Source organism: Syntrophomonas sp. UBA1041 (assembly GCF_002316705.1).
Lineage (GTDB): Bacteria > Bacillota > Syntrophomonadia > Syntrophomonadales > Syntrophomonadaceae > DTU019.
The window spans coordinates 16,382-35,565 of the sequence record NZ_DCEA01000031.1 but is presented as its reverse complement, the minus strand read 5'-3'; the positions used below and the strand labels follow the sequence as shown (position 1 = coordinate 35,565).

The window sequence follows — 19,184 nt, the reverse complement described above, 5'->3', positions numbered from 1 at the left end:
ATAGCCATGCTTTGTATTCCGGACAAACAGTGGTTCCGTCACCTATGTGCGGAGTCAGGCGATTAGCCGGATCACCGGTGGCAAAGCCCTTGAAGCCGTACTGCCAGGAAAGGGCTACCTCGTGAACGGTTTTTCCATTCAGGTTAAACGGCTTGAGCCGCTTGGTAACACAGGCTACCGCTTCAACATCACCGCGGGTGGTGGATACAATGGCGTTATCGCCGTTCTTGATGCCCTTTTCGCGAGCCAGTTCTTCGGAAAGCTCAACAAACATATTGGGCATCAACTCGGCCAGCCAGGGCAGGTTGCGGGTCAAGGCCCCGGTCTGCCAATGTTCGACCAGCCGGAAGCTGGTGCCGATAATAGGATACTTGTCAGACGTTCCATGTTTGTCCGGCTCCCAGATGATGGCCGCCGGGTTGACCGGCTCTTTATTGATAATTGGTGGCATGGGGCTTTCCCATGGCTCATAATGCTCGGGGAAAGGACCTTCCTTCATGGAGTTTTTAGCGGCGAATAAACACCCCTTGCCTTCCGGCCGCATGATAAAAGCACCGGTAAAGGCAGGTTTGTCCGGCCCGGTGGTTTTTATAAAGTCAGGTACGTCAACCCCGGTCCAGGTACCTAATACTTCAGGTTTGGACGGATCAGCCGATTTCAGAGGATCCCACCAAATCAGGCGGCGCTGCTCGTCACCCGGCCAGGGAGTAACACCATCCGGCTGCACCGAGCAGCGGTTGTAAACGATCCGGCGGTTCATCGGCCAGGCCCAGGACCAGTTGGGATATATGCCCAGTCCGCTGGGGTCCTCCTGGTTCCGCAATTGAGTCTTGTAGAGGAATTTACCGTCTTTTATCGTTGTTGCTCCGCAGTATACCCAGCATCCGCAGGCAGTACTGCCATCATCCATCAGCTTGGCAAAGCCTTCCACCGGCTTGCCATCCGCTACGCTGTAGCCGCAAAGTTCCTTGGCTACTACGACCGGATCATCATGGCCGTGTTCGTTTTCAACTTCCCAGGTCATATTGACGATGGGCTCATCTTCTACACGCTTGCTGCCCGCATAGACTTTTTTGATCTTCTTAGCCAGCTCGTTGTAAATCCATAGGTCGGATTTGGATTCGCCCACCGGTTCCGCGCCTTTCCAGCGATACTGTACCCAGCGGCTGGTTGAGGCAGCAGTTCCTTCCTTTTCATAAACCGCGGCGGCGGGCAGGAAGAATACTTCCGTTTTTATATCGGCCGGGGTCAATTTTGGTACAATGGGATTGTCAACGGGCCGCTCCCAGCCCTGATAAGTCCAGAAGTCAGCAGTTTCATGCAGCCAGAGGTCGATGCAGACCAACCATTTCAATTTGGTCAAAGCTTCCTGTTCCTTGTTGGCATTGGGCCCGCCCACGACCGGGTTGGAGCCGTTGATGAACAGTCCGTCGATCTCTCCCCGGTGCATGGCTTCAAACAATCCTATATGCGAGTAATTCTTGCCATCCTGTCGTTTAGGCAGGTAGTGGTAGGCAAAATCGTTTTCCCTGGTTGCAGCATCACCCCACCAAGCCTTGAGCAGACTGACCACCCACTTGGAAGTGTGGATCTTCCAGCCAGAATTGGGGAAGCCCGCTTTTACCAGTTCCCGAAATTCTTCCAGGCTGTTAAAAGACAGGTTGGCCGCTCCGGGGGTGACTGCTCTGATAAAAGATACAAGATCCTTATTGGCCGGAGTGTTCATGGGCGAATCTATATATCCCGGTATTATATGGTAGAGCAGAGCCATATCGGTGGCGCCCTGTACGTTGTTCTCACCCCGCAGGGCGTTTATGCCGCCGCCGGGTCTGCCGATATTGCCCAGGAGTAGCTGGACAACCGCAAAAGCCCGTATATTCTGGCTGCCCACCGTATGCTGGGTTATCCCCATGGCATAAAGGATGGTTGCGGTTTTGTCCGGAGCGCCGGTGGCGGTAAAGGTTTTCAAAACTTCCAAATACTTGTCTTTGGGGCTTCCGGTTATCTTGCAAACCGTATCAATGTCATAGCGCTCATAATGATTCTTCATCAACTGGAAGACACAGCGGGGATCTTGCAGCGTCGGATCCTTCAAGGGTAAATTGTTCTCATCATATTTGTAATCCCAGGTCTTTACATCATATTTTCTCTTGCTCGCATCATAGCCGGTAAAAAGGCCATCCTTGAATCCAAATTCGTCTTTGACAATAAAAGCTGCGTTGGTGTAATTGACCACATAATCTTTGTGGTATAGCTCGTTATCAATAATATATTTGACCATACCGCCCAGAAAGGCGATATCTGTACCTGAACGCATCGGGCAGTAGATATCAGCCTTGGATGCGGTCCGGGTAAAGCGTGGGTCCACGCAGATTATCTTAGCCCCCCGTTCTTCACGGGCCTTTAATAGCCATTTAAATGCCATGGGATGGGTTTCAGCCGAATTGCTACCCATACACATGGCACAATCGGTGTTTTTCATATCATTGAGCGAATTGGTCATTACCCCGCGGCCAAAAGAGGGCGCTAAACCTCCTACTGAAGGTGAATGACAGAGCCGGGCCTGGGTTTCCAAATAAACCAGCCCCAGGGAGCGCATCATTTTGGAAAGCACGTAGCATTCCTCGTTATCCAGGGCCGACCCGCCGATTGAGGCGATTTTCTCGGTTCGGTTAACGATGATTTCACTGCCGTCGGCTATTTTCTCTTTATGGATAAAACTGCTGTCTCGGGTTTCTTTGATTTTTTCCGCAATTCTGGTAAGCATCCAATCCCAATCTTTTTCTACCCACTTGTCGCTGCCCGGAGCCCGGTAAAGAGGCTTCTGCACCCGCTTGGGGTTGATTACTTGTTCTCCCTTTTCATTATAAATTTCCCTCAGGTTAAACATGGCCGAACCCTTGGGGCATGCCGCACCACGATTAATCGGGTTGTCCGGATCGCCCTGTACGCTAAGCAGTTTGACGAACTTACCGGCGGAATCACGCTCGGAGTATACCAGCAAACCACATCCCGAGCCGCAATACGGGCATATGGTGGGTGTGGGAGTAACGTTCTTAATACGCAGCACCTTAATTGCCGAAGCGGTTGCCTCAAGGCTAAAATCCAGGGTTGTAGCCACGCCAACTCCTGCTACCGCAACCCCGCCGGCCTTCAAGAACTGGCGGCGAGTAATTTTGCTGTTCATCTTTTATCCCCCATTTCCTTAGACATCAAAATATTGCAACCAAAAAACGAGCTAAAATGTACTTAAACCATCAAGATTAAAGCTTGTTTCATATATACAATACCAAGTCAGGGAGATAAACAATTGGAGGGGCTTTTATAAAGCGGGAGATTAGCAGGCTTGATTATGCAAAAAAAGCATTAAATGAGGTCAGTACCGAGTAAACGGTGAGAAAAAGCCACCAATATTCTTGATCTCCAATATTGATATTGTATTTTTGAAACCCAATGAACCTCCGGTCCATTTAGCCACTCTCAAACCGAATGGTTCATTACCCGTTCCAAGCTTAAACTTGACGGCATTATTCTCACCCCCATTCATAATCTTGATAGATTCTTAATTGTAAAACTCAATTAAGCAATCAAATTCTTATTCTACATTGAAACAAATATTCCTTCTTCTTATAAAGAATATAACCTTATGTTTTATATGACAAATGTATAATCTGGAATAGCAGGTGGGCAATAATTATTTTGAGAAACAGAGATCCCTGCTTCCTCCTTTCAGGAAGAAGCAGGGATATAAAAAGCGATGATTTAGAAATCCATTTGCACAGTCAAAACTCCAGTTTGCTTAATTCAATTTGGCATTAAATTCAAGTTTAAAATGTTTCAGCGTGCTAAGCACCGGAGCAGGAGCCGCTTGACCCAGGCCACACAGACAAGCCACCGACATAACGTTGCCCAGGTTTTGCAGTAGATCCATAACTCCAACCGTGCCACTGCCTTTATTGATTCTATGCATCATTTCATGCATACGTTTGGTACCTTCCCGGCAGGGGGTACATTTACCACAGGATTCATGTTCAAAGAATTTGCTGATCCGATCCACGATATCAACAATATCCCGAGTTTCATCCATGACAAATACTGCACCTGAACCCAGCACTGCACCGATAGTGGTCATGGAATCAAAATCAATGGGGGTATCCAGGAACTCTTCGGGAATGAATCCGCCTGAAGTTCCGCCGATTTGGACGGCCTTGAAATTTTTGCCGTTAACCATGCCACCGCCCAGTCCGTAAATAACTTCACGAATGGTGACATTGGTGGGCACTTCAAAATAGGTCCGGTTTACTACATCGCCGGTCAAGGTCAATACTTTGGTTCCAGGATAGGAACTGGCGCCAATCCCTTTGTACCAGTCTGCACCTTTTTCCAGAATAGCCGGGATGTTGGCAAAGGTCTCTACGTTATTAACAATAGTGGGTTTGCCCCATAAACCTTCCACGGGCGGGAAGGGGGGTTTGAAGCGTGGTTCACCGCGATGTCCTTCAATGGATTCAATCAGGGCACTTTCTTCACCGCAGACATACGCTCCGGCACCCATTCTAACTTCGATATCAAAGTCACCCAGTACACCTTTGTCTTTGGCTTGAGCAATAGCCTTATTAAGGGTTTCTACCACGTAAGGATACTCACCCCGGCAATAGATGTAACCTTTGTTGGAACCTATGGCATAACCGCAAATGGCCATACCTTCCAAAAGACTCTGGGGGTCATTCTCCATGATAATACGATCTTTGTATGTGCCAGGCTCACCTTCGTCAGCATTGCAGACCACATACTTTTGATCAGTATCAATTTTGTAGGAGAAGCTCCATTTCATACCGCAATTAAAACCTGCGCCGCCTCTGCCGCGCAAACCGGATTTTTTAACTTCTTCAATTAAATCAATCTGACTCATGCTGCGAGCTTTAGCCAGGGATTTGTATCCGCCGGCTTTAATATATTCATCAATTTTTAAGGGACTAATCTTTCCTACGTTTCTTAAAACGATACGCATTTCTTCAGCCACAATCTTACCTCCTTTCACCAATTACTTATATTCTGCCAAAACTGCAGGAACTTTAGCGGGGTTCAGATCGCCATAAGGCTTGCTGTTGATGGTAATCACCGGGGTGGCTTGACACTGGCCTACACACTCGGTAAATTCCAGGGTGAATTTGCCATCGGCAGTGGTTTCACCCATTTTAATGCCCAGTTCCTTTTCCAGTGCAGCGACGACTTGGGCTGCGCCGGCAATATGGCAAGGTGCACTCTCGCAAATACGGATAACATTTTTACCCCGTTTACCAACTTTGAGGTAGGAGTAAAAAGTTGCTACGCCATAAGCCTTGGCTTTAGGCATATCAAACACCTCGGCGGCATAGAAGACAGCCTCTTCAGGAATGTAGCTGAATTCACGCTGAACCGCATGGTAAGACTCGATCAGTCCACCAGGCAGATCTTTATAGGCATTGATGATCTTCTTGTAGTCTGCCATTATTGACTCACCTCCTGGACTTTTTCGATTTTGACTGCACAGACTTTGTACTCACCTGTGCCGGCAATATCACATACAAACGGGCTGGTGAGTTCATTGGTAGGCGTAGAACTATGGTGGTGGGACATCCAAATAACCCCGGGCTGTACCTGATCGGTTACCCAGGCGGTGGTTAGAACTGAACCACGGCGGGATGTAATCCTCATCCGGCTGCCGGTAACCACGCCTAATTTTTCCGCTTCCTGCGGGTGTACCTGGGTCATTTCTCGATCCCAGACACTGGCAATACCCGCCGAATATTGGGTGGTAACATTATAGTGCTGCATTACGCGGCCCGTACACAGCAGGATGGGATAATCTGTATCCGGCATTTCTCCCGGAGGAATATGGTCATTGGGTTGGAAACCGCCCAGCCCGCGGGTGAATTTGCCGATATGCAGAATGGGGGTGCCAGGATGATCAGGGGTGGGACATGGCCAGTGCACGGATTCTTTTTCCATACGGGCAAAACTAATGCCAGCCATGGCGGGGGACAGGGAGGCCATTTCATCCCAGATTTCACTTGGATGATTGTAAGACATGGGATAGCCCATGCGGGTAACCATCTGACAAATCGTTTCCCAGTTGGCCTGGCCAGGCAGAGGCTCAATCGCTTTACGAACTCGCTGAGGTCGGCGCTCAGTATTGGTAAAGGTACCGTCGCATTCCGCAAAGCTGGCGGCCGGCAGCACGACATCAGCTAATTCAGCAGTTTCAGTCAGGAAGAGTTCCTGTACCACAAAGAAGTCCAGATTCTTGATGGCTTCTTTAATATGATTGGCATTGGGATCGGTTAGTACCGGATTTTCACCCAGAATATACATGACTTTTACTTTGCCTTCATGGGCGGCTTCAAACATTTCCGGAATCTTTAAGCCTACTTTATCCGGCAAGGTTGCTCCCCAAGCTTTTTCATGTTTTTCCCGGGCGGCTTTATCGGTAACATTCTGATAACCGGAATAAACGTTAGGCAGAGCGCCCATGTCACAGGCACCCTGAACATTGTTCTGCCCGCGGACGGGGTTTACGCCCACGCCGGGACGGCCGATATGACCGGTCAGCATGGCCAGATTGGCAATACTCATAACATTACGGGTACCGCAGATGTGCTCGGTAATGCCCAGTGAATAGAAGATCATGGCTTTATCAGTGCTGGCATACAGACGGGCTACCCGATAAAGGTCTTCCACGGAGACACCGGTGAGCTCGGAAACGCGCTCCGGAGTGTATTCGGCAGCCAGGGCTTTCATTTCTTCATAGTTTTCGGTACGGGTTTCTATAAAGTTCTTATCTTCCAGACCTTCTTTGATAATTATATGCATTAAACCATTGAGTAGCGGAATATCGGTACCGTGTTTCTGTTGCAGCCAGATGTCGGATTCAGCGGCCAGCTCCGTACAGCGAGGATCACAGACTACCAGTTTGCAGCCGTGGCGAGCCGCTTGCCGCATTTTATAGCCAAGTACCGGATAGGATTCAGTAGGATTGATACCGATCAGGAATAACAGTTCGGCTTCATTAGTAACTTCAGATAAAATGTTGGTCATGGCGCCGCTGCCAAAAGAATTAGCCAGACCCGCTACTGAGGGAGCATGGCAGGTACGGGCGCAATGATCCACATTGTTGGTGCCTAAATGGGCCCGGGTGAATTTCTGGATCAGGAAGTTTTCTTCATTGGTACAACGGGCTGAGCTTAACGCTGCAAATGAATCGGGACCATTTTGGGCTTTATTCTCATTAAATTTCCGGGCAATCAGCTCAAAGGCTTCATCCCAGGATGCTTCCTCAAATTTGCCGTTACGCTTGATCAGCGGCGTTTTAAGGCGTTTTTCATTGTAAATAAAATCCCAGCCAAAGCGTCCTTTTACACATAAGCTGCGGCCATTTACCGGAGCGTTTGGATTGGACAGAACGCCGATGACTTTGCCTTTGTTCACAGCTAAGTCGAAATTGCAGCCGGTACCACAGAAGGGACAGGTGGTCCGCACCCGGTCGATATCCCAGCGGCGACCCTGGCCGGACATGGTTTTCTCAGTTAAAGCGCCGGTTGGACAGACGGCTACGCATTGTCCACAGAAAACGCAATCTGATTCAATATAGGGTACATCACCAGCCGTAGTTGCTTTACGGTCGAAGCCACGATTCAGATAAGAAAGATTGTCTTTCCCGGTCAGTTCTTCACAGGCTCTAACACAGGCGCCGCAGAGAATGCACTTGTTTAAATCCCGATTAATAAAGGGATTGCTGTTATCGATTTTATAAGAATGCTTTTCTCCTTGATAGGGACTTTCTTTTACCCCGTACTGATAACAATAATCGGCCAGAACGCAGGCACCGGCCTTGTCGCAGGTCAGGCAGTCCAGGGGATGATTGGCAATCAGCAGTTCCAGGATGGTCTTGCGGGCTGCAATCACAGCCGGAGACTCGGTTTCTACAACCATCCCAGGGCTTACCGGGGTTACGCAGGAAGCCGGCAGAAGCCGATTTCCTTTTACTTCGACTACACATAGTCGACATGCACCCAGCGGGCTTAGATCGGGGTCATAACACAGGCGAGGAATTTTAATGCCGGCTGCTTCAGCTGCTTGCAGTACGGTGCTCCCAGCTGCGGCTTCAACCTCCTTCCCGTTGATGGTCAATTTAATTTGTTCCACTTCCATCACTCCTTTTAGTCGTTAGAAATAAAAAAATCTCCTATCTGAGTAGGAGGATGGACTTCATTGGCATAAATACTATGACAATGGTTGGCATTCAAATGCACGCTCCTTCCACCTACTCAGAAACAACTTGCGGTGTTAATTAAATAAAAACACCTGACATTACCAGCGCATAAATGATGCGGGCAACGCAAATTGTTTTCTAAAAGCCAGTGACTCCTTTCCAAGTAAGGGAGGCAAACCCGTTTCCGGATTTACCGTAGCGGTATAATAACCGTGTCGGCTAATTCACCGTGGCCGCAGCTTTAGGTGAAGTAGCTTTGGAGCTACGCTTTTGAAAAAATTAAACTCCTGGGCAACCTGGTTGCTACACAAGTCTTAGGGTAAGTCATTCAGGCTTTAACAGTGGTGGAATAAAGGAAGGAATTCTGGTCAGGCCATGTTATAAAATTGCCTGCCAGCAATTCGAATGAAGCATGGGAGCAGGAATAAACTCAGCCGATAAACGAAATCGGTGAAAAAGGCTGCAACAGCTTCAGGTCTTCATTTATGCCACGGGGTATTGAAACACTATGAGCCACCGGTTCATGCAAATTAACTCACATGCAACGGCTTATGATTTGCTTAAACCCTGTACTTGATAGCACTTTTTCACCTCCCTCAATATTGGCATGTTGCTGGCAATATTTTGATCAGGCAGCAGTCATAAATACTAATTGCACTGTTTGAAATTGCCAGAGGGATATGTCTGCTGGACAAACATATCCTTATCAAAATAATACTTCGACACAAGCGTAAATATTCCTCTATATAATTTAAAATATTATATAAGGGAATATAAAATAGGTTATGATGCCTGAATAACCGCCTTATTATTTAATGATATTGCAAAAATAAATTAACGCCAGGGTGGAATGTCCCCAGCGTTAATATGAAGCTTCAATTTTGTTGGAGTTAATTTGCCGAAGGAGGGCGTAGTTTAGTGTATATTATACTCAATATTGCATATATAAACGCTGATTTGGATTTTTCACACAGCCGGCCGTCCCCATATCCCCTGCCAGTGGAATAAATGTATCCACAGATAAAGGGTTGAGACAGCGATCTGATATTTATCACCTATTTCCCAGATGTCGTCGGAACGGGTATAGTAATCACGCAGAACAGTCAGAATGAACAGGATGCTATATGATCTATAAGGGATTATGACTTCCGGAAGGATGGCATGAGTATGCCCACAGGATTTACAGATCACCCGGAGTGTGCTGATAGAACTCTCTTGAGCTATTACCCTGCGGGTACCACCGGTGTTCGCTATCGCTCACCAATAATGTTGCTGGTCCCCTGGATTAATGGCTGGCCCACAATAGACATTAATACCGCTGTGATGCCAGCACAGCATATTCTCTATAATGTGGCCTGCCTTTTTTAACATCTTAAATACTTCCCCATGAAACAAGTCTATGAGGCTCGAAGCATATTCCTATCTATCATAAGGGATTTTTGCTGTGGATTCATGTTTCGATGCCATGTTTTTTTATTTTTTTGTAGAGGGTAGAAAGGTCAATTTCTAGTTGCTCGGCTGCTTTGGCCAGGTTAAAGTTGCTTATTTCCAAGGCTCGGGCTATCAATTCCTCCTCAAACTTCTGGCTGGCTGCTTTCAAGCTTTGTAATTCTAAAGGAGCTTCGCTGCTGCACCGGTTTTGCAGGAACTTGAAATGTCGGCAATCCAGAGAACGGCCGTTTTCCATATCAGCCATAATTATCGCCCTCTCCAACATATTCTCCATTTCCCGGACATTCCCGGGCCAGTGGTATTGCTCCAATAATTTCAATGATTTGGGAGAAATATTAGCAATCATGGTCCGCAGCCGGGGGTTCAACTTGTCAATAAAATGGCAGATTAAAACAGGAATATCTTGCTTGCGCTGGCGCAAAGGGGGCACTTCCAACCTTACTACATTAAGGCGGTAATACAAATCCTCGCGGAATTTCTTTTCCTGAATCAGCTGTTCCAGGCTCCGGTTGGTAGCTGCAATCACCCGGACATTTATCTTAATGGGGAAGCTGCCTCCCAATCGCTCGATTTCTTGTTCCTGCAGTACTATCAGCAGCTTGCTCTGCATGGAAAGCGACATCTCTCCTATTTCGTCAAGAAAGATGGTACCCCCATGGGCCAACTCAAACTTTCCCGGTTTGCCTCCCTTTTTGGCTCCGGTATAGGCGCCTTCCTCATAGCCAAAAAGCTCAGCTTCCAGCAAATTCTCCGGAATTGCGGCGCAATTGATGCGCAGGAAGGGAAAGCGTGACCGGGGGCTGGCATTATGGATGGCATTGGCAAAAAGATCCTTGCCCGTACCGCTTTCGCCCGTAATCAATACGGTTGTAAAAGGATGATTGGCAATCTGCCGGGCAAAAGACTTGAGCATTTCCATGCCTTTATCCTTGCTCACAATATCATCAAAAGTATATTTGGCGGTATAAAGGCTATCCACCTCATCCCGGTACATATTCAACTCGGAAAGAAGATTCTCCACCAAGTTTTTAGCATCCCATATGTCGGGAAAGACACTGTAGGCAAAGGCCCCAACCGTTTCCCCATCCTTGATAATTGGTATGGTGGAAGCAATCATGTTATGCCCGTTAACCTTCCAGTTGTATCCCACCATAGCCTTTCCTGTCGCTAAAATGGTAAACACCCGGGTATGGGGAGTAACTTCCTTTATGGGCTTTCCTACTACTTCTTCCTTGGTAAGATCCAAAACCTGCAAATAGGTTTCGCTTACCGAAAGAACTTTCCCCTTGCTATCAACGATTATGGCGGCCATAAATTGGTTCTGGGTGAACAAGCCCTCTAAAACACTGCCTATATTCACCTTTCATCCTCCTCTCTCCCGAAACAGCAGCAAGGTTTTACCTTTATCCTTAACACAAAACACATATTAACCTGTCATTCCCATCCTGTATATTTCAGTATACCAGTCTTGGCCGATGCTGAGAATCGCCCCGAAGCTACTCTACGCGAAGAATTGCGTCATAAGTAATTGCTTTGCCGCATAGAGAAACATAAGCAGAAATGGGAAGTGGGAATGCTTCCCACTTCCGCCATTTCAGTATTTCTATTCAGGGTTACTATGATATCTGCTTGCTAGAATTATGCTGTTATGTTTTCCTCTCTTGATTAAGAATTTTAAATCATCCGGATCTACTATGATATCTTGTTGCTGCGGCGCCAAATACCCTGGGCCTGGGCCGCCTGAATCAACTCATCCCTGAGCTGGGGATGGGCCAGGTTTATCAAACCTTCCGCCCTTTGCCATACCGACATTCCTTTCATGGCAAATTTCCCATACTCAGTAACAATATAATGGGCTACTGAACGAGGATCGGTTACAATAGCTCCTGTCTTCAAAGTGGGGACAATTTTGGACTCCAGCTTTCCTTCCCGCTCACTACAGGAAGGCAGGCAAATGAAGGATTTGCCTCCCCGGGATTCATAGGCCGCCAGGACAAAATCCAGTTGCCCACCGGTGCCGCTAATAATGCGGGTACCCACTGATTCAGCACAAACCTGCCCATAGAGGTCTACTTCAATAGCGTTGTTAATGGTTATCAGATTGTCATTTAAGGCAGCTATTGATGGCCGGTTGGTATAGTTTACCGGATAGCTGGCACAAAGAGGATTATTGTCAATAAAATCATAAAGCCGCTGGCTGCCCACAGCAAAGCCATAGACCATTTTCCCCGGATCAATATTTTTCTTCCGGCCGGTCAAACGCCCTGCCTCGTACATATGCACATAGGCATCAACCAACATTTCCGTGTGACAACCCAGGTCTTTCAAGTCGGACTCCGCAATCATTTTACCTACGGCATTGGGCATACCTCCGATACCTAATTGGACACAGCACTCGTCTTTCATTTCCTCGATAATATACTCTGCGGCTTTTTTATCTACTGCGGAAGAAGCAACATCTGGCAATTGGGGAAGAGGCGGATTATTACCTTCAACAATATAATCAATTTCCGAAATGTGAATAGATTCTTCATATCCCCCCAAACAGCGAGGAAGCTGGTTATTTACCTCCACGATAACTATTCTGGCCCGCTCACATACCGCCCTGGTGTGGGAATTCTGCGGTCCAAAATTGAAATATCCATGTTTATCCATGGGAGCTACCTGCAACATGGCTACCGCCAGGGGCTCAATGTGCTCACGGACATAACGCGGCAACTCCGAATACCTAATGGGGGAATAATATACCGCTCTCTCGCTGGCAATTTTGCGATCCATAGCGGAAAGATGCCAGGAATGCCAGACAAACGACTCTTCTTCCGGATCCACATCCATTACCCGGGGGCGCCTTAAAGTAAGCAGGGTCCAAATCTTTACATCCTTAAGTTCCTCTTTCCTCCTGGCCAGGGCTTCATCCAGCACCACCACCTGGCCACACATGGAACCATAATCAATCCAGTCTCCGGAATTAACCACTTTTACAGCCTCATCGGCCGATACTAATTTCTTGCGGTATTCATTTACATAATTCATATATAATTAATCACCTCCTGATGCATTGGAGTGATTTCTCCGGATTATTTTCATATGTCCGACATGTGACATGATAAAGGATGATATAGTCTCACATGAGGATGGTCCTTTTGTCACATGCATCACCAGCACAAGGTGCCGGATTTTTCAGAACCAGACTCCGCAGATAAACACAGATAAGATTTAATAATTATTTAAAGCTTATGGCTCAATCTTATTGCTTCTTTTCCAAAAACCGAGTTTTTCCGCTTCTTTAATCAACTCATCCCGGAACTGGGGATGGGCAATTTCTATGAGCCTTTCCGTTCGCTTCCAAACAGACTGGCACTTAAGCAAGGCCTTGCCATATTCGGTTACTACATAATGAGTCATTTGCCGGGAAACAGTGCAGGCCGCACCCGGGGTCAAAAAGGGTTTGATTTTGGATTGCAGCTGGCCACTCTTATCTTTGTAGGTGGATGAGGTGCAGAGAAAGCTCTTGCCGCCGGGAGAGTGATAGGCTCCCAGAACGAAATCCCACTGGCCCCCGGTTCCCGTAATCTGCCTTGGCCCCTGCATTTCCGAAGCTACTTGCCCGTAGAAGTCAATCTCCAGACAGCCATTGATGGAAATCACATTGGATAGTTGCGCTATAACATAAGGGTTATTGGTATAGTCTACCGAATAGGTTGCAATCATAGGATTATGATCCATGAACTCGTAAAGTTCTTGTGATCCCAGGGCAAAAGAACATACCATTTTTTTGCGGTCCAGTTCCTTTTTGGCACCGCTGATACACCCTTTTTTCCACATCTCATAATAGGCATCAGCCATCATCTCGGTGTGAACCCCCAGATCTCTTAATCCGGCTTCAGCAATTTTTTTACCCAGGTAGTTGGGCAGACCTCCTATTCCCAACTGGATGCAGCAACCATCATGAATATCTTCCAGAATGTACTCGGCAATCTTCATTTCTGCTTCGGTTGGTTCCAGGGGTGCCGGGTTAGCCATTAGCTCGTTTTCCCCTCTGACCACGAAATCAATTTCAGAAATATGGATATGGTTGCCATTTCCGCCATAGACATAAGGCATGTTTTCGTTTTCTTCAACGATAGCGATTTTGGCGTTTTCCAGAACAGCTTCACAATGCGAAGCATTTATGCCAAAATTGAAATAACCGTACTTGTCCATGGGGCAGACCCTCATCAGAGCTACATCCATTTCCACTTCACGCCGCCGGTAGTAGCCTGGTACTTCATGATATAACAGCGGGGAAAAACTGCAGATACCCTGATCAGCCAGCTTGGCGTCAAAGGCGCTGTAATGCCAGCTATCCCATTGAAAATGCTTCATAGTGGGATCGCTTTGCGGAACCTCGGGAAAAGGCGGGAGGGAAATACCGCTTCTGATATGAACATCATAGAGCTCATCCTTTCTCTTGGCCAGAGCTCTATCCAGGGCTTTGGGATAGCCGTTAAAGTACATGTAGTCCACCCAATCACCTGATTTAACTACCTTTACGGCCTCTTCCGGGGTACGGAACTTGGCTTTGTATTCGCTTTCAAACATCTGCAACTCCTCCTTTATTTTCGATAATCAAGTAACGATGACTTTATAACGACAGCGTATATTACCTTGAATCTTGATTGGATAAACTTCTCCCTATTGGCGTGGTAATTGCTTTAAAAAGAGAAGTAACGGAAGTATATCCAAGTACTAATGTGATAAGCTAAAATATTCTCTTTTTCACTCCGCCTTCGGATAACTCCCGTTGCTTAAAGAAAGAATATATTATAAGGGGATTACTTTCCCTCCCGGGAAGTCAGTGTTTTTATGGAGCAGGTAGAAACAAAGCTGGCACATATGGCCGGGCTTCCACCCCTATCCTCTCATTTTCATTCTTATCATACCATCGTTACTGTGCCGTGTTTGCAAGATTTTTTTATCCTCATACTTATCCCTTAACCCTTAAATACATCACCAGCAATTACTATCTTCTGAATCTGGGCCGTTCCTTCAAATATCTGGAATATCTTGGCATCGCGGAAATATTTCTCTGCCAGGTAATCTTTAGTATAGCCATAGCCGCCATAAACCTGAACCGCATCGGTACTGACTTTCATAGCGGCCTCTCCTCCCCAGTACTTGGCCAGGGAAGCCATCTTGGTGTAGGGAAGCCCCAAATCCTGATTGCTGGCTGCTTTCTGGTAGAGCAAGCGTGCGGTTTCACAGAGTACGGCCATTTCCGCGATAATAAACTGAATACCTTGAAAGCTGGCTATGGGTTTGCCAAACTGCTGGCGTTCCTGGGCATACTTGACCGCGCACTCAAAAGCCCCCTGAGCAACACCGGTTGCCATGGCCCCCACTACGGCACGGGAAATGTCCAGGGTCTTCATTGCAATTTTAAAGCCATCCCCTTCTTTGCCCAGAAGGTTTTGGGCGGGTACCCGCACATCTTCGAATATCACCTGGGTGGTATTCGAACTCCTGATTCCTAATTTGTTTTCCGGCGGACTGATACTGATTCCAGGGCTATCCCTATCCACCATAAAGGCGCACATTCCCTTGTAACCCATTTTCTTGTCCAGAGTGGTAAAAACGGTATATAGATTGGCTACCCCGCCGTTGCTGATAAACTGCTTGGTGCCATTTAGAATATAATAGTCACCATCTTTGACACAACGGGTGGAAATCCCTCCGGCATCAGAACCGGCACCTGGTTCGGTCAGGCAGAATGCGGTTAAGGCTCCTTCCATCATGCGGCCATAAAACCACTTTTTTTGTTCATCGCTGGCAGCCACATAAACCGGATCGGGGCCCAGCAAGGTACTGGCAGCCAGGGTGGTTCCCAGCCCAGCATCACCGCGGCAGATTTCTTCAGATATGATGCACTGCCCCAGGTGGTCTATCCCTGGTCCGCCATATTCAGCCGGTACTCCGCAGGTCATAAGCCCCAATTCTTGCAGTTTTTTGACTGTATCCCAGGGGAAAGTATGATGTTCATCCCATTCCTGACAATAAGGCAATATTTCATTATCGGCAAAATCCCGCGCCATCTTCCGAATCATTTCTTGTTCTTCACTCAAACGAAAATCCATTCTTTCTCCTCCTCCCGATTTATATAAATTTTGATAATATAATCTTCAGTGCCTCATTAGGGTAGCAGTCTTCGCATTCTGCTCCCGTCTGGCTTATACATCTCTGCTCCACAATGAAGCCATGGCCATGCCGCCGCCGACGCATAGCGAGGCCCCGCCCAGGGTCTTACCCTGTTTTTCCAGCTCATAATACATGGATACAATAATTCGCAGTCCGGTGCATCCTACCGGGTGACCCAGAGCAATACCGGAACCATTGATGTTGCACTTATTCATATCCAGCTCAATTCCTGATTCTTCTTTCAGCATCCGGCCCACTCCCAGGAACTGAGCGGCAAAAGCTTCGTTAATCTCCCAGTAATCTACATCCTCAAATTTAATCCCGGCCTGTTTTAAACACTTGGGAATGGCTACCGCCGGCCCCAGGCCCATCACCGGAGGTTCAACTCCTTCACCGCAAATGTTTACCAGCTTCATCAAAGGTTTAAGCCCCAGTTCCTTGGCTTTAGCCCGGGACATAACTATGGCTGCAGCGGCACCGTCATTGATTCCCGAGGCATTGGCCGCGGTTACCACCCCGCCTTTTTTAAAAGCCGGAGGCAATTTGGCCATGGTTTCGAGACTGGCATCAGGTATCATGTGTTCATCAGTTTCATAGAACTTGCTGCCTTTTTTGCTCTTGATTTCCACCGGGACTATCTCCCGTTTGAATGTACCATCCTTTACCGCCCGGGTAGCTCGTTGATGGCTCAGTAAAGCCAGTTGGTCGCATTCTTCCCGGGTAATCCCGTATTTCTCGGCCACATTTTCCGCAGTAAGTCCCATATGCCCGGGTACCTGTTCATCTATAAGACCATCATAAAGCATAACATCCTCCAAGCTGCCCGATCCTAACCGGTAACCCATTCTTCCTTTGGGTACCAGGTAGGGACAGTTGGTCATGCTTTCCGCACCTACTACCAGCGCTATTTCGGTTTTACCCAGCATAATGTTATGGCAAGCTATTTCCAAAGCCCGCATGGCCGAAGTGCAGTTCTGATTCACATTTACCGCACCGCTCCGGGCGGGAAGCCCCAACCTGATGGATACCTGCCTGGCGGGCAAAGAACCGCAGCCATGGGGAAATACTTGCCCTACGCATATTTCATCGATTATATCAGCCGTTATGCCTGCCCGAGCGATGGCTTCCCGGCCCACAGTAAGGGAAAGCTCCCGGGAGGATACACCTTTAAGGCTGCCCATAAACCTGCCTATGGCCGTACGGCAGGCGCTAACCATTACGACTTCGTTTAGTTCCATTTGACAACTCTCCTTTTTTATTCTTATTTATTTGCCTTTAAATTCCGGCTTGCGCTTTTGCAGGAAGGCATTCATTCCTTCCTTCTGGTCTTCAGTGGAAAAAAGAAACGACCATAGCTTTTGCTCAAACACGAGACCGGAAGGCAGGTCTACATTTTCGGCATAATTCAAACACTTCTTGGCTGTCCGCAGGGCTACAGGCGAGCGAGAAGCAAAAGTACGAGCCATTTTCCGTGCTTCTTCCATCAGCTTTTCCCGGGGTAGCACCATGGTCACCAGGCCAATCTTAAAAGCGGTATCGCTATCAATGGGGCTGCCGGTAAACAATAAGTGACGGGCCCAGCCCATGCCAACTATCCGTGTCAACCTCTGGCTGGCTCCGGCTCCGGGCATTATGCCCAGGTTGATCTCCGGCAAACCGAAACGGCTCCCTTCAGCCGCCAGGCGGATGTCACATGCCAAAGCCAGTTCACAGCCCCCTCCCAGGGCCAGGCCAGCAATAGCAGCTATAACCGGCTTGTCACAATTGGCTATTTTGTCAAAAGCCTGGTGAACCAGTGCCACAAAAGACTCGGCCTGCAGGGTGTTAAGCCCTGAAATATAAGCAATGTCTCCGCCGGCAGCAAAAACCTTCTCTCCCCCGGTAACTATCAGAGCCCTCACTTCGTCATCAACCGCAATCTCATCCATTAAGACAGATAGTTCCAGCATCATCTGATCATTGATTCCATTCATGGTTTCCGGGCGGTTCAAGGTTATAATTCCTACCCCCGCTTCTTTCTGAAACAGCAGAGTTTTGAGCTCCATAATGTTTCTCCCCTTTTTTCCGTTTTATTTATAGTCGTAAAAGCCTTTTCCGGTCTTTACTCCCAGATGCCCGGCCCGTACCTTCTGTTTTAGAGCCAAGGAAGGCCGGTACTTGGAATCACCGAATTCCTGCCAGAAATACTCGCAAACCATAAGTAAAACATCAATTCCCACCAGGTCACACAAGGCCAAAGGTCCCATGGGCATATTAGCCCCCAGTTTCATAGCTTTGTCTATTTCCTCCGCCGAAGCTACTCCGTCCTGGAAAGCCATAGCCGCCTCATTAATATAGGGAACCAGGATACGGTTGACTATAAAGCCAGGAAACTCCCGCGCCAGAACCGGTTCTTTCTTTAATTTCTTGCATAGTTCCACTATGGCAGACGATACCGCTTCACTACTCTCAGCTCCGGGAATTACCTCCACCAATTTCATAACCGGAACCGGGTTGAAAAAATGCATGCCAACAACCCGATCCGGCCTGCCGGTAGCAGCAGCTATTTCCGTAATGCTAAGAGCCGAGGTATTGGAAGCCAGGATAGTGTTTTTCGGACAAATCTCATCCAGTCCTTTGAATACCGTTTTCTTAACCTCGATTTTTTCTACTATCGCCTCGATTACCACATCACAATCTTTAAAATCAGCCATACTATTGCCGGTGGCCAGATATCCCTCTCTCTTTTGCATTTCGCTTTCGTCCAATTTGCCTTTTTCCACGGCCTTTTTCCAGGCCTTCTTGATACCCTTCAAAGCCTTTTCAATTATCGCGGTTTCAATATCCACCAGAATTACCGAAAAACCCGCTTCAGCAGCGACCTGAGCTATTCCTGCTCCCATGGTACCTGCTCCCAGGACGCCAATTTTCTTGATTTCCATTACTCTACCCCCTTACTTTCTTGCTTTTGTTTGAACATCTTAGAGCTTTCTTCGCCTCCTCTCCCTGGTTCTTCATTGGCTGATTGTCACAAAACTACTTTTTCTACCGCTTGTTAAATACTATAAGCAAATACCATGCCAAGATCCTTTCATATAGCTTAAGCCTGCAATAATAGGGGGTTTACGAGGTAGCTCAAATTAAAGCAGGAGGGTGAGCATTTGGCATTTCGGCCAAATGCTCACCCTCCTACTGGAGCTCTATAATGCTAGAATATGCCTCGGGGAAGGGTTTTGGCCCTTTGGCCAGAACCTAATGTGCTATTCTACGCTGCGTGAAAACCTGAAAAAATACTGTGATGCGGCTAATCAAAATTTTGAACCAATCG

Annotated in this window: 12 protein-coding genes and 1 riboswitch; all 12 genes read right to left on the bottom strand. The window is 47.6% G+C overall.

What is annotated here, in order from left to right; genetic code table 11:
- Nucleotides 1-3,187 (bottom strand): formate dehydrogenase-N subunit alpha (gene fdnG / locus B2633_RS05395; RefSeq protein WP_276624132.1); only part of this gene is annotated, 3,187 nt, incomplete at its 3' end.
- A 612-nt stretch (nucleotides 3,188-3,799) separates the two neighbouring features.
- Nucleotides 3,800-5,023 carry an NADH-quinone oxidoreductase subunit NuoF gene (nuoF, locus tag B2633_RS05390; protein ID WP_276624133.1) on the bottom strand — a complete coding sequence of 408 codons (1,224 nt, stop codon included), beginning with the start codon at nucleotides 5,021-5,023 and terminating at the stop codon, nucleotides 3,800-3,802.
- 21 nt (nucleotides 5,024-5,044) lie between these two features.
- Nucleotides 5,045-5,491 (bottom strand): NADH-quinone oxidoreductase subunit NuoE family protein, encoded by a 447-nt coding sequence (locus B2633_RS05385; protein ID WP_276624134.1) that lies wholly within the window; start codon nucleotides 5,489-5,491, stop codon nucleotides 5,045-5,047.
- On the bottom strand, nucleotides 5,491-8,184 hold the full coding sequence (fdhF, locus tag B2633_RS05380) for a formate dehydrogenase subunit alpha (protein WP_276624135.1): 2,694 nt from the start codon (nucleotides 8,182-8,184) through the stop codon (nucleotides 5,491-5,493). Before fdhF ends, B2633_RS05385 begins: the two co-directional genes overlap by 1 nt.
- A 203-nt stretch (nucleotides 8,185-8,387) precedes the next feature.
- A riboswitch (molybdenum cofactor riboswitch) is annotated at nucleotides 8,388-8,525 on the bottom strand.
- 692 nt (nucleotides 8,526-9,217) lie between these two features.
- On the bottom strand, nucleotides 9,218-9,457 hold the full coding sequence (locus B2633_RS05375; RefSeq protein ID WP_483169650.1) for a DUF6431 domain-containing protein: 240 nt from the start codon (nucleotides 9,455-9,457) through the stop codon (nucleotides 9,218-9,220).
- A 244-nt stretch (nucleotides 9,458-9,701) separates the two neighbouring features.
- Entirely contained in the window at nucleotides 9,702-11,063 is a 1,362-nt protein-coding gene (locus tag B2633_RS05370) for a sigma-54 interaction domain-containing protein (protein WP_276624137.1), read from the bottom strand.
- 332 nt (nucleotides 11,064-11,395) lie between these two features.
- A complete protein-coding gene (locus B2633_RS05365) occupies nucleotides 11,396-12,736 on the bottom strand; it encodes an acetyl-CoA hydrolase/transferase family protein (RefSeq protein WP_276624085.1) in 1,341 nt (446 codons plus the stop codon).
- A 201-nt stretch (nucleotides 12,737-12,937) separates the two neighbouring features.
- Nucleotides 12,938-14,284 carry an acetyl-CoA hydrolase/transferase family protein gene (locus B2633_RS05360; protein WP_483169648.1) on the bottom strand — a complete coding sequence of 449 codons (1,347 nt, stop codon included), beginning with the start codon at nucleotides 14,282-14,284 and terminating at the stop codon, nucleotides 12,938-12,940.
- A 392-nt stretch (nucleotides 14,285-14,676) separates the two neighbouring features.
- Nucleotides 14,677-15,816: an acyl-CoA dehydrogenase family protein gene (locus tag B2633_RS05355; protein ID WP_276624083.1), complete on the bottom strand. Its 1,140-nt coding sequence runs from the start codon at nucleotides 15,814-15,816 to the stop codon at nucleotides 14,677-14,679.
- Between the two features lie 93 nt (nucleotides 15,817-15,909).
- Nucleotides 15,910-17,115 (bottom strand): thiolase family protein, encoded by a 1,206-nt coding sequence (locus B2633_RS05350; protein ID WP_483169647.1) that lies wholly within the window; start codon nucleotides 17,113-17,115, stop codon nucleotides 15,910-15,912.
- Between the two features lie 27 nt (nucleotides 17,116-17,142).
- On the bottom strand, nucleotides 17,143-17,922 hold the full coding sequence (locus tag B2633_RS05345; RefSeq protein WP_483169645.1) for an enoyl-CoA hydratase/isomerase family protein: 780 nt from the start codon (nucleotides 17,920-17,922) through the stop codon (nucleotides 17,143-17,145).
- A 24-nt stretch (nucleotides 17,923-17,946) separates the two neighbouring features.
- Complete coding sequence (locus tag B2633_RS05340; RefSeq protein WP_483169643.1) at nucleotides 17,947-18,798, bottom strand: 3-hydroxyacyl-CoA dehydrogenase family protein; 852 nt, start codon at nucleotides 18,796-18,798, stop codon at nucleotides 17,947-17,949.
- Between the last annotated feature and the right edge of the window lie 386 nt (nucleotides 18,799-19,184).

What these genes read in the sequence shown, in the direction of transcription:
- B2633_RS05385 (WP_276624134.1), bottom strand. Translation starts at nt 5,491, where the DNA reads ATGGCAGACTACAAGAAGATCATCAATGCCTATAAAGATCTGCCTGGT.
- B2633_RS05365 (WP_276624085.1), bottom strand. Translation starts at nt 12,736, where the DNA reads ATGAATTATGTAAATGAATACCGCAAGAAATTAGTATCGGCCGATGAG.
- B2633_RS05360 (WP_483169648.1), bottom strand. Translation starts at nt 14,284, where the DNA reads ATGTTTGAAAGCGAATACAAAGCCAAGTTCCGTACCCCGGAAGAGGCC.
- B2633_RS05355 (WP_276624083.1), bottom strand. Translation starts at nt 15,816, where the DNA reads ATGGATTTTCGTTTGAGTGAAGAACAAGAAATGATTCGGAAGATGGCG.
- B2633_RS05350 (WP_483169647.1), bottom strand. Translation starts at nt 17,115, where the DNA reads ATGGAACTAAACGAAGTCGTAATGGTTAGCGCCTGCCGTACGGCCATA.
- B2633_RS05345 (WP_483169645.1), bottom strand. Translation starts at nt 17,922, where the DNA reads ATGGAGCTCAAAACTCTGCTGTTTCAGAAAGAAGCGGGGGTAGGAATT.
- B2633_RS05340 (WP_483169643.1), bottom strand. Translation starts at nt 18,798, where the DNA reads ATGGAAATCAAGAAAATTGGCGTCCTGGGAGCAGGTACCATGGGAGCA.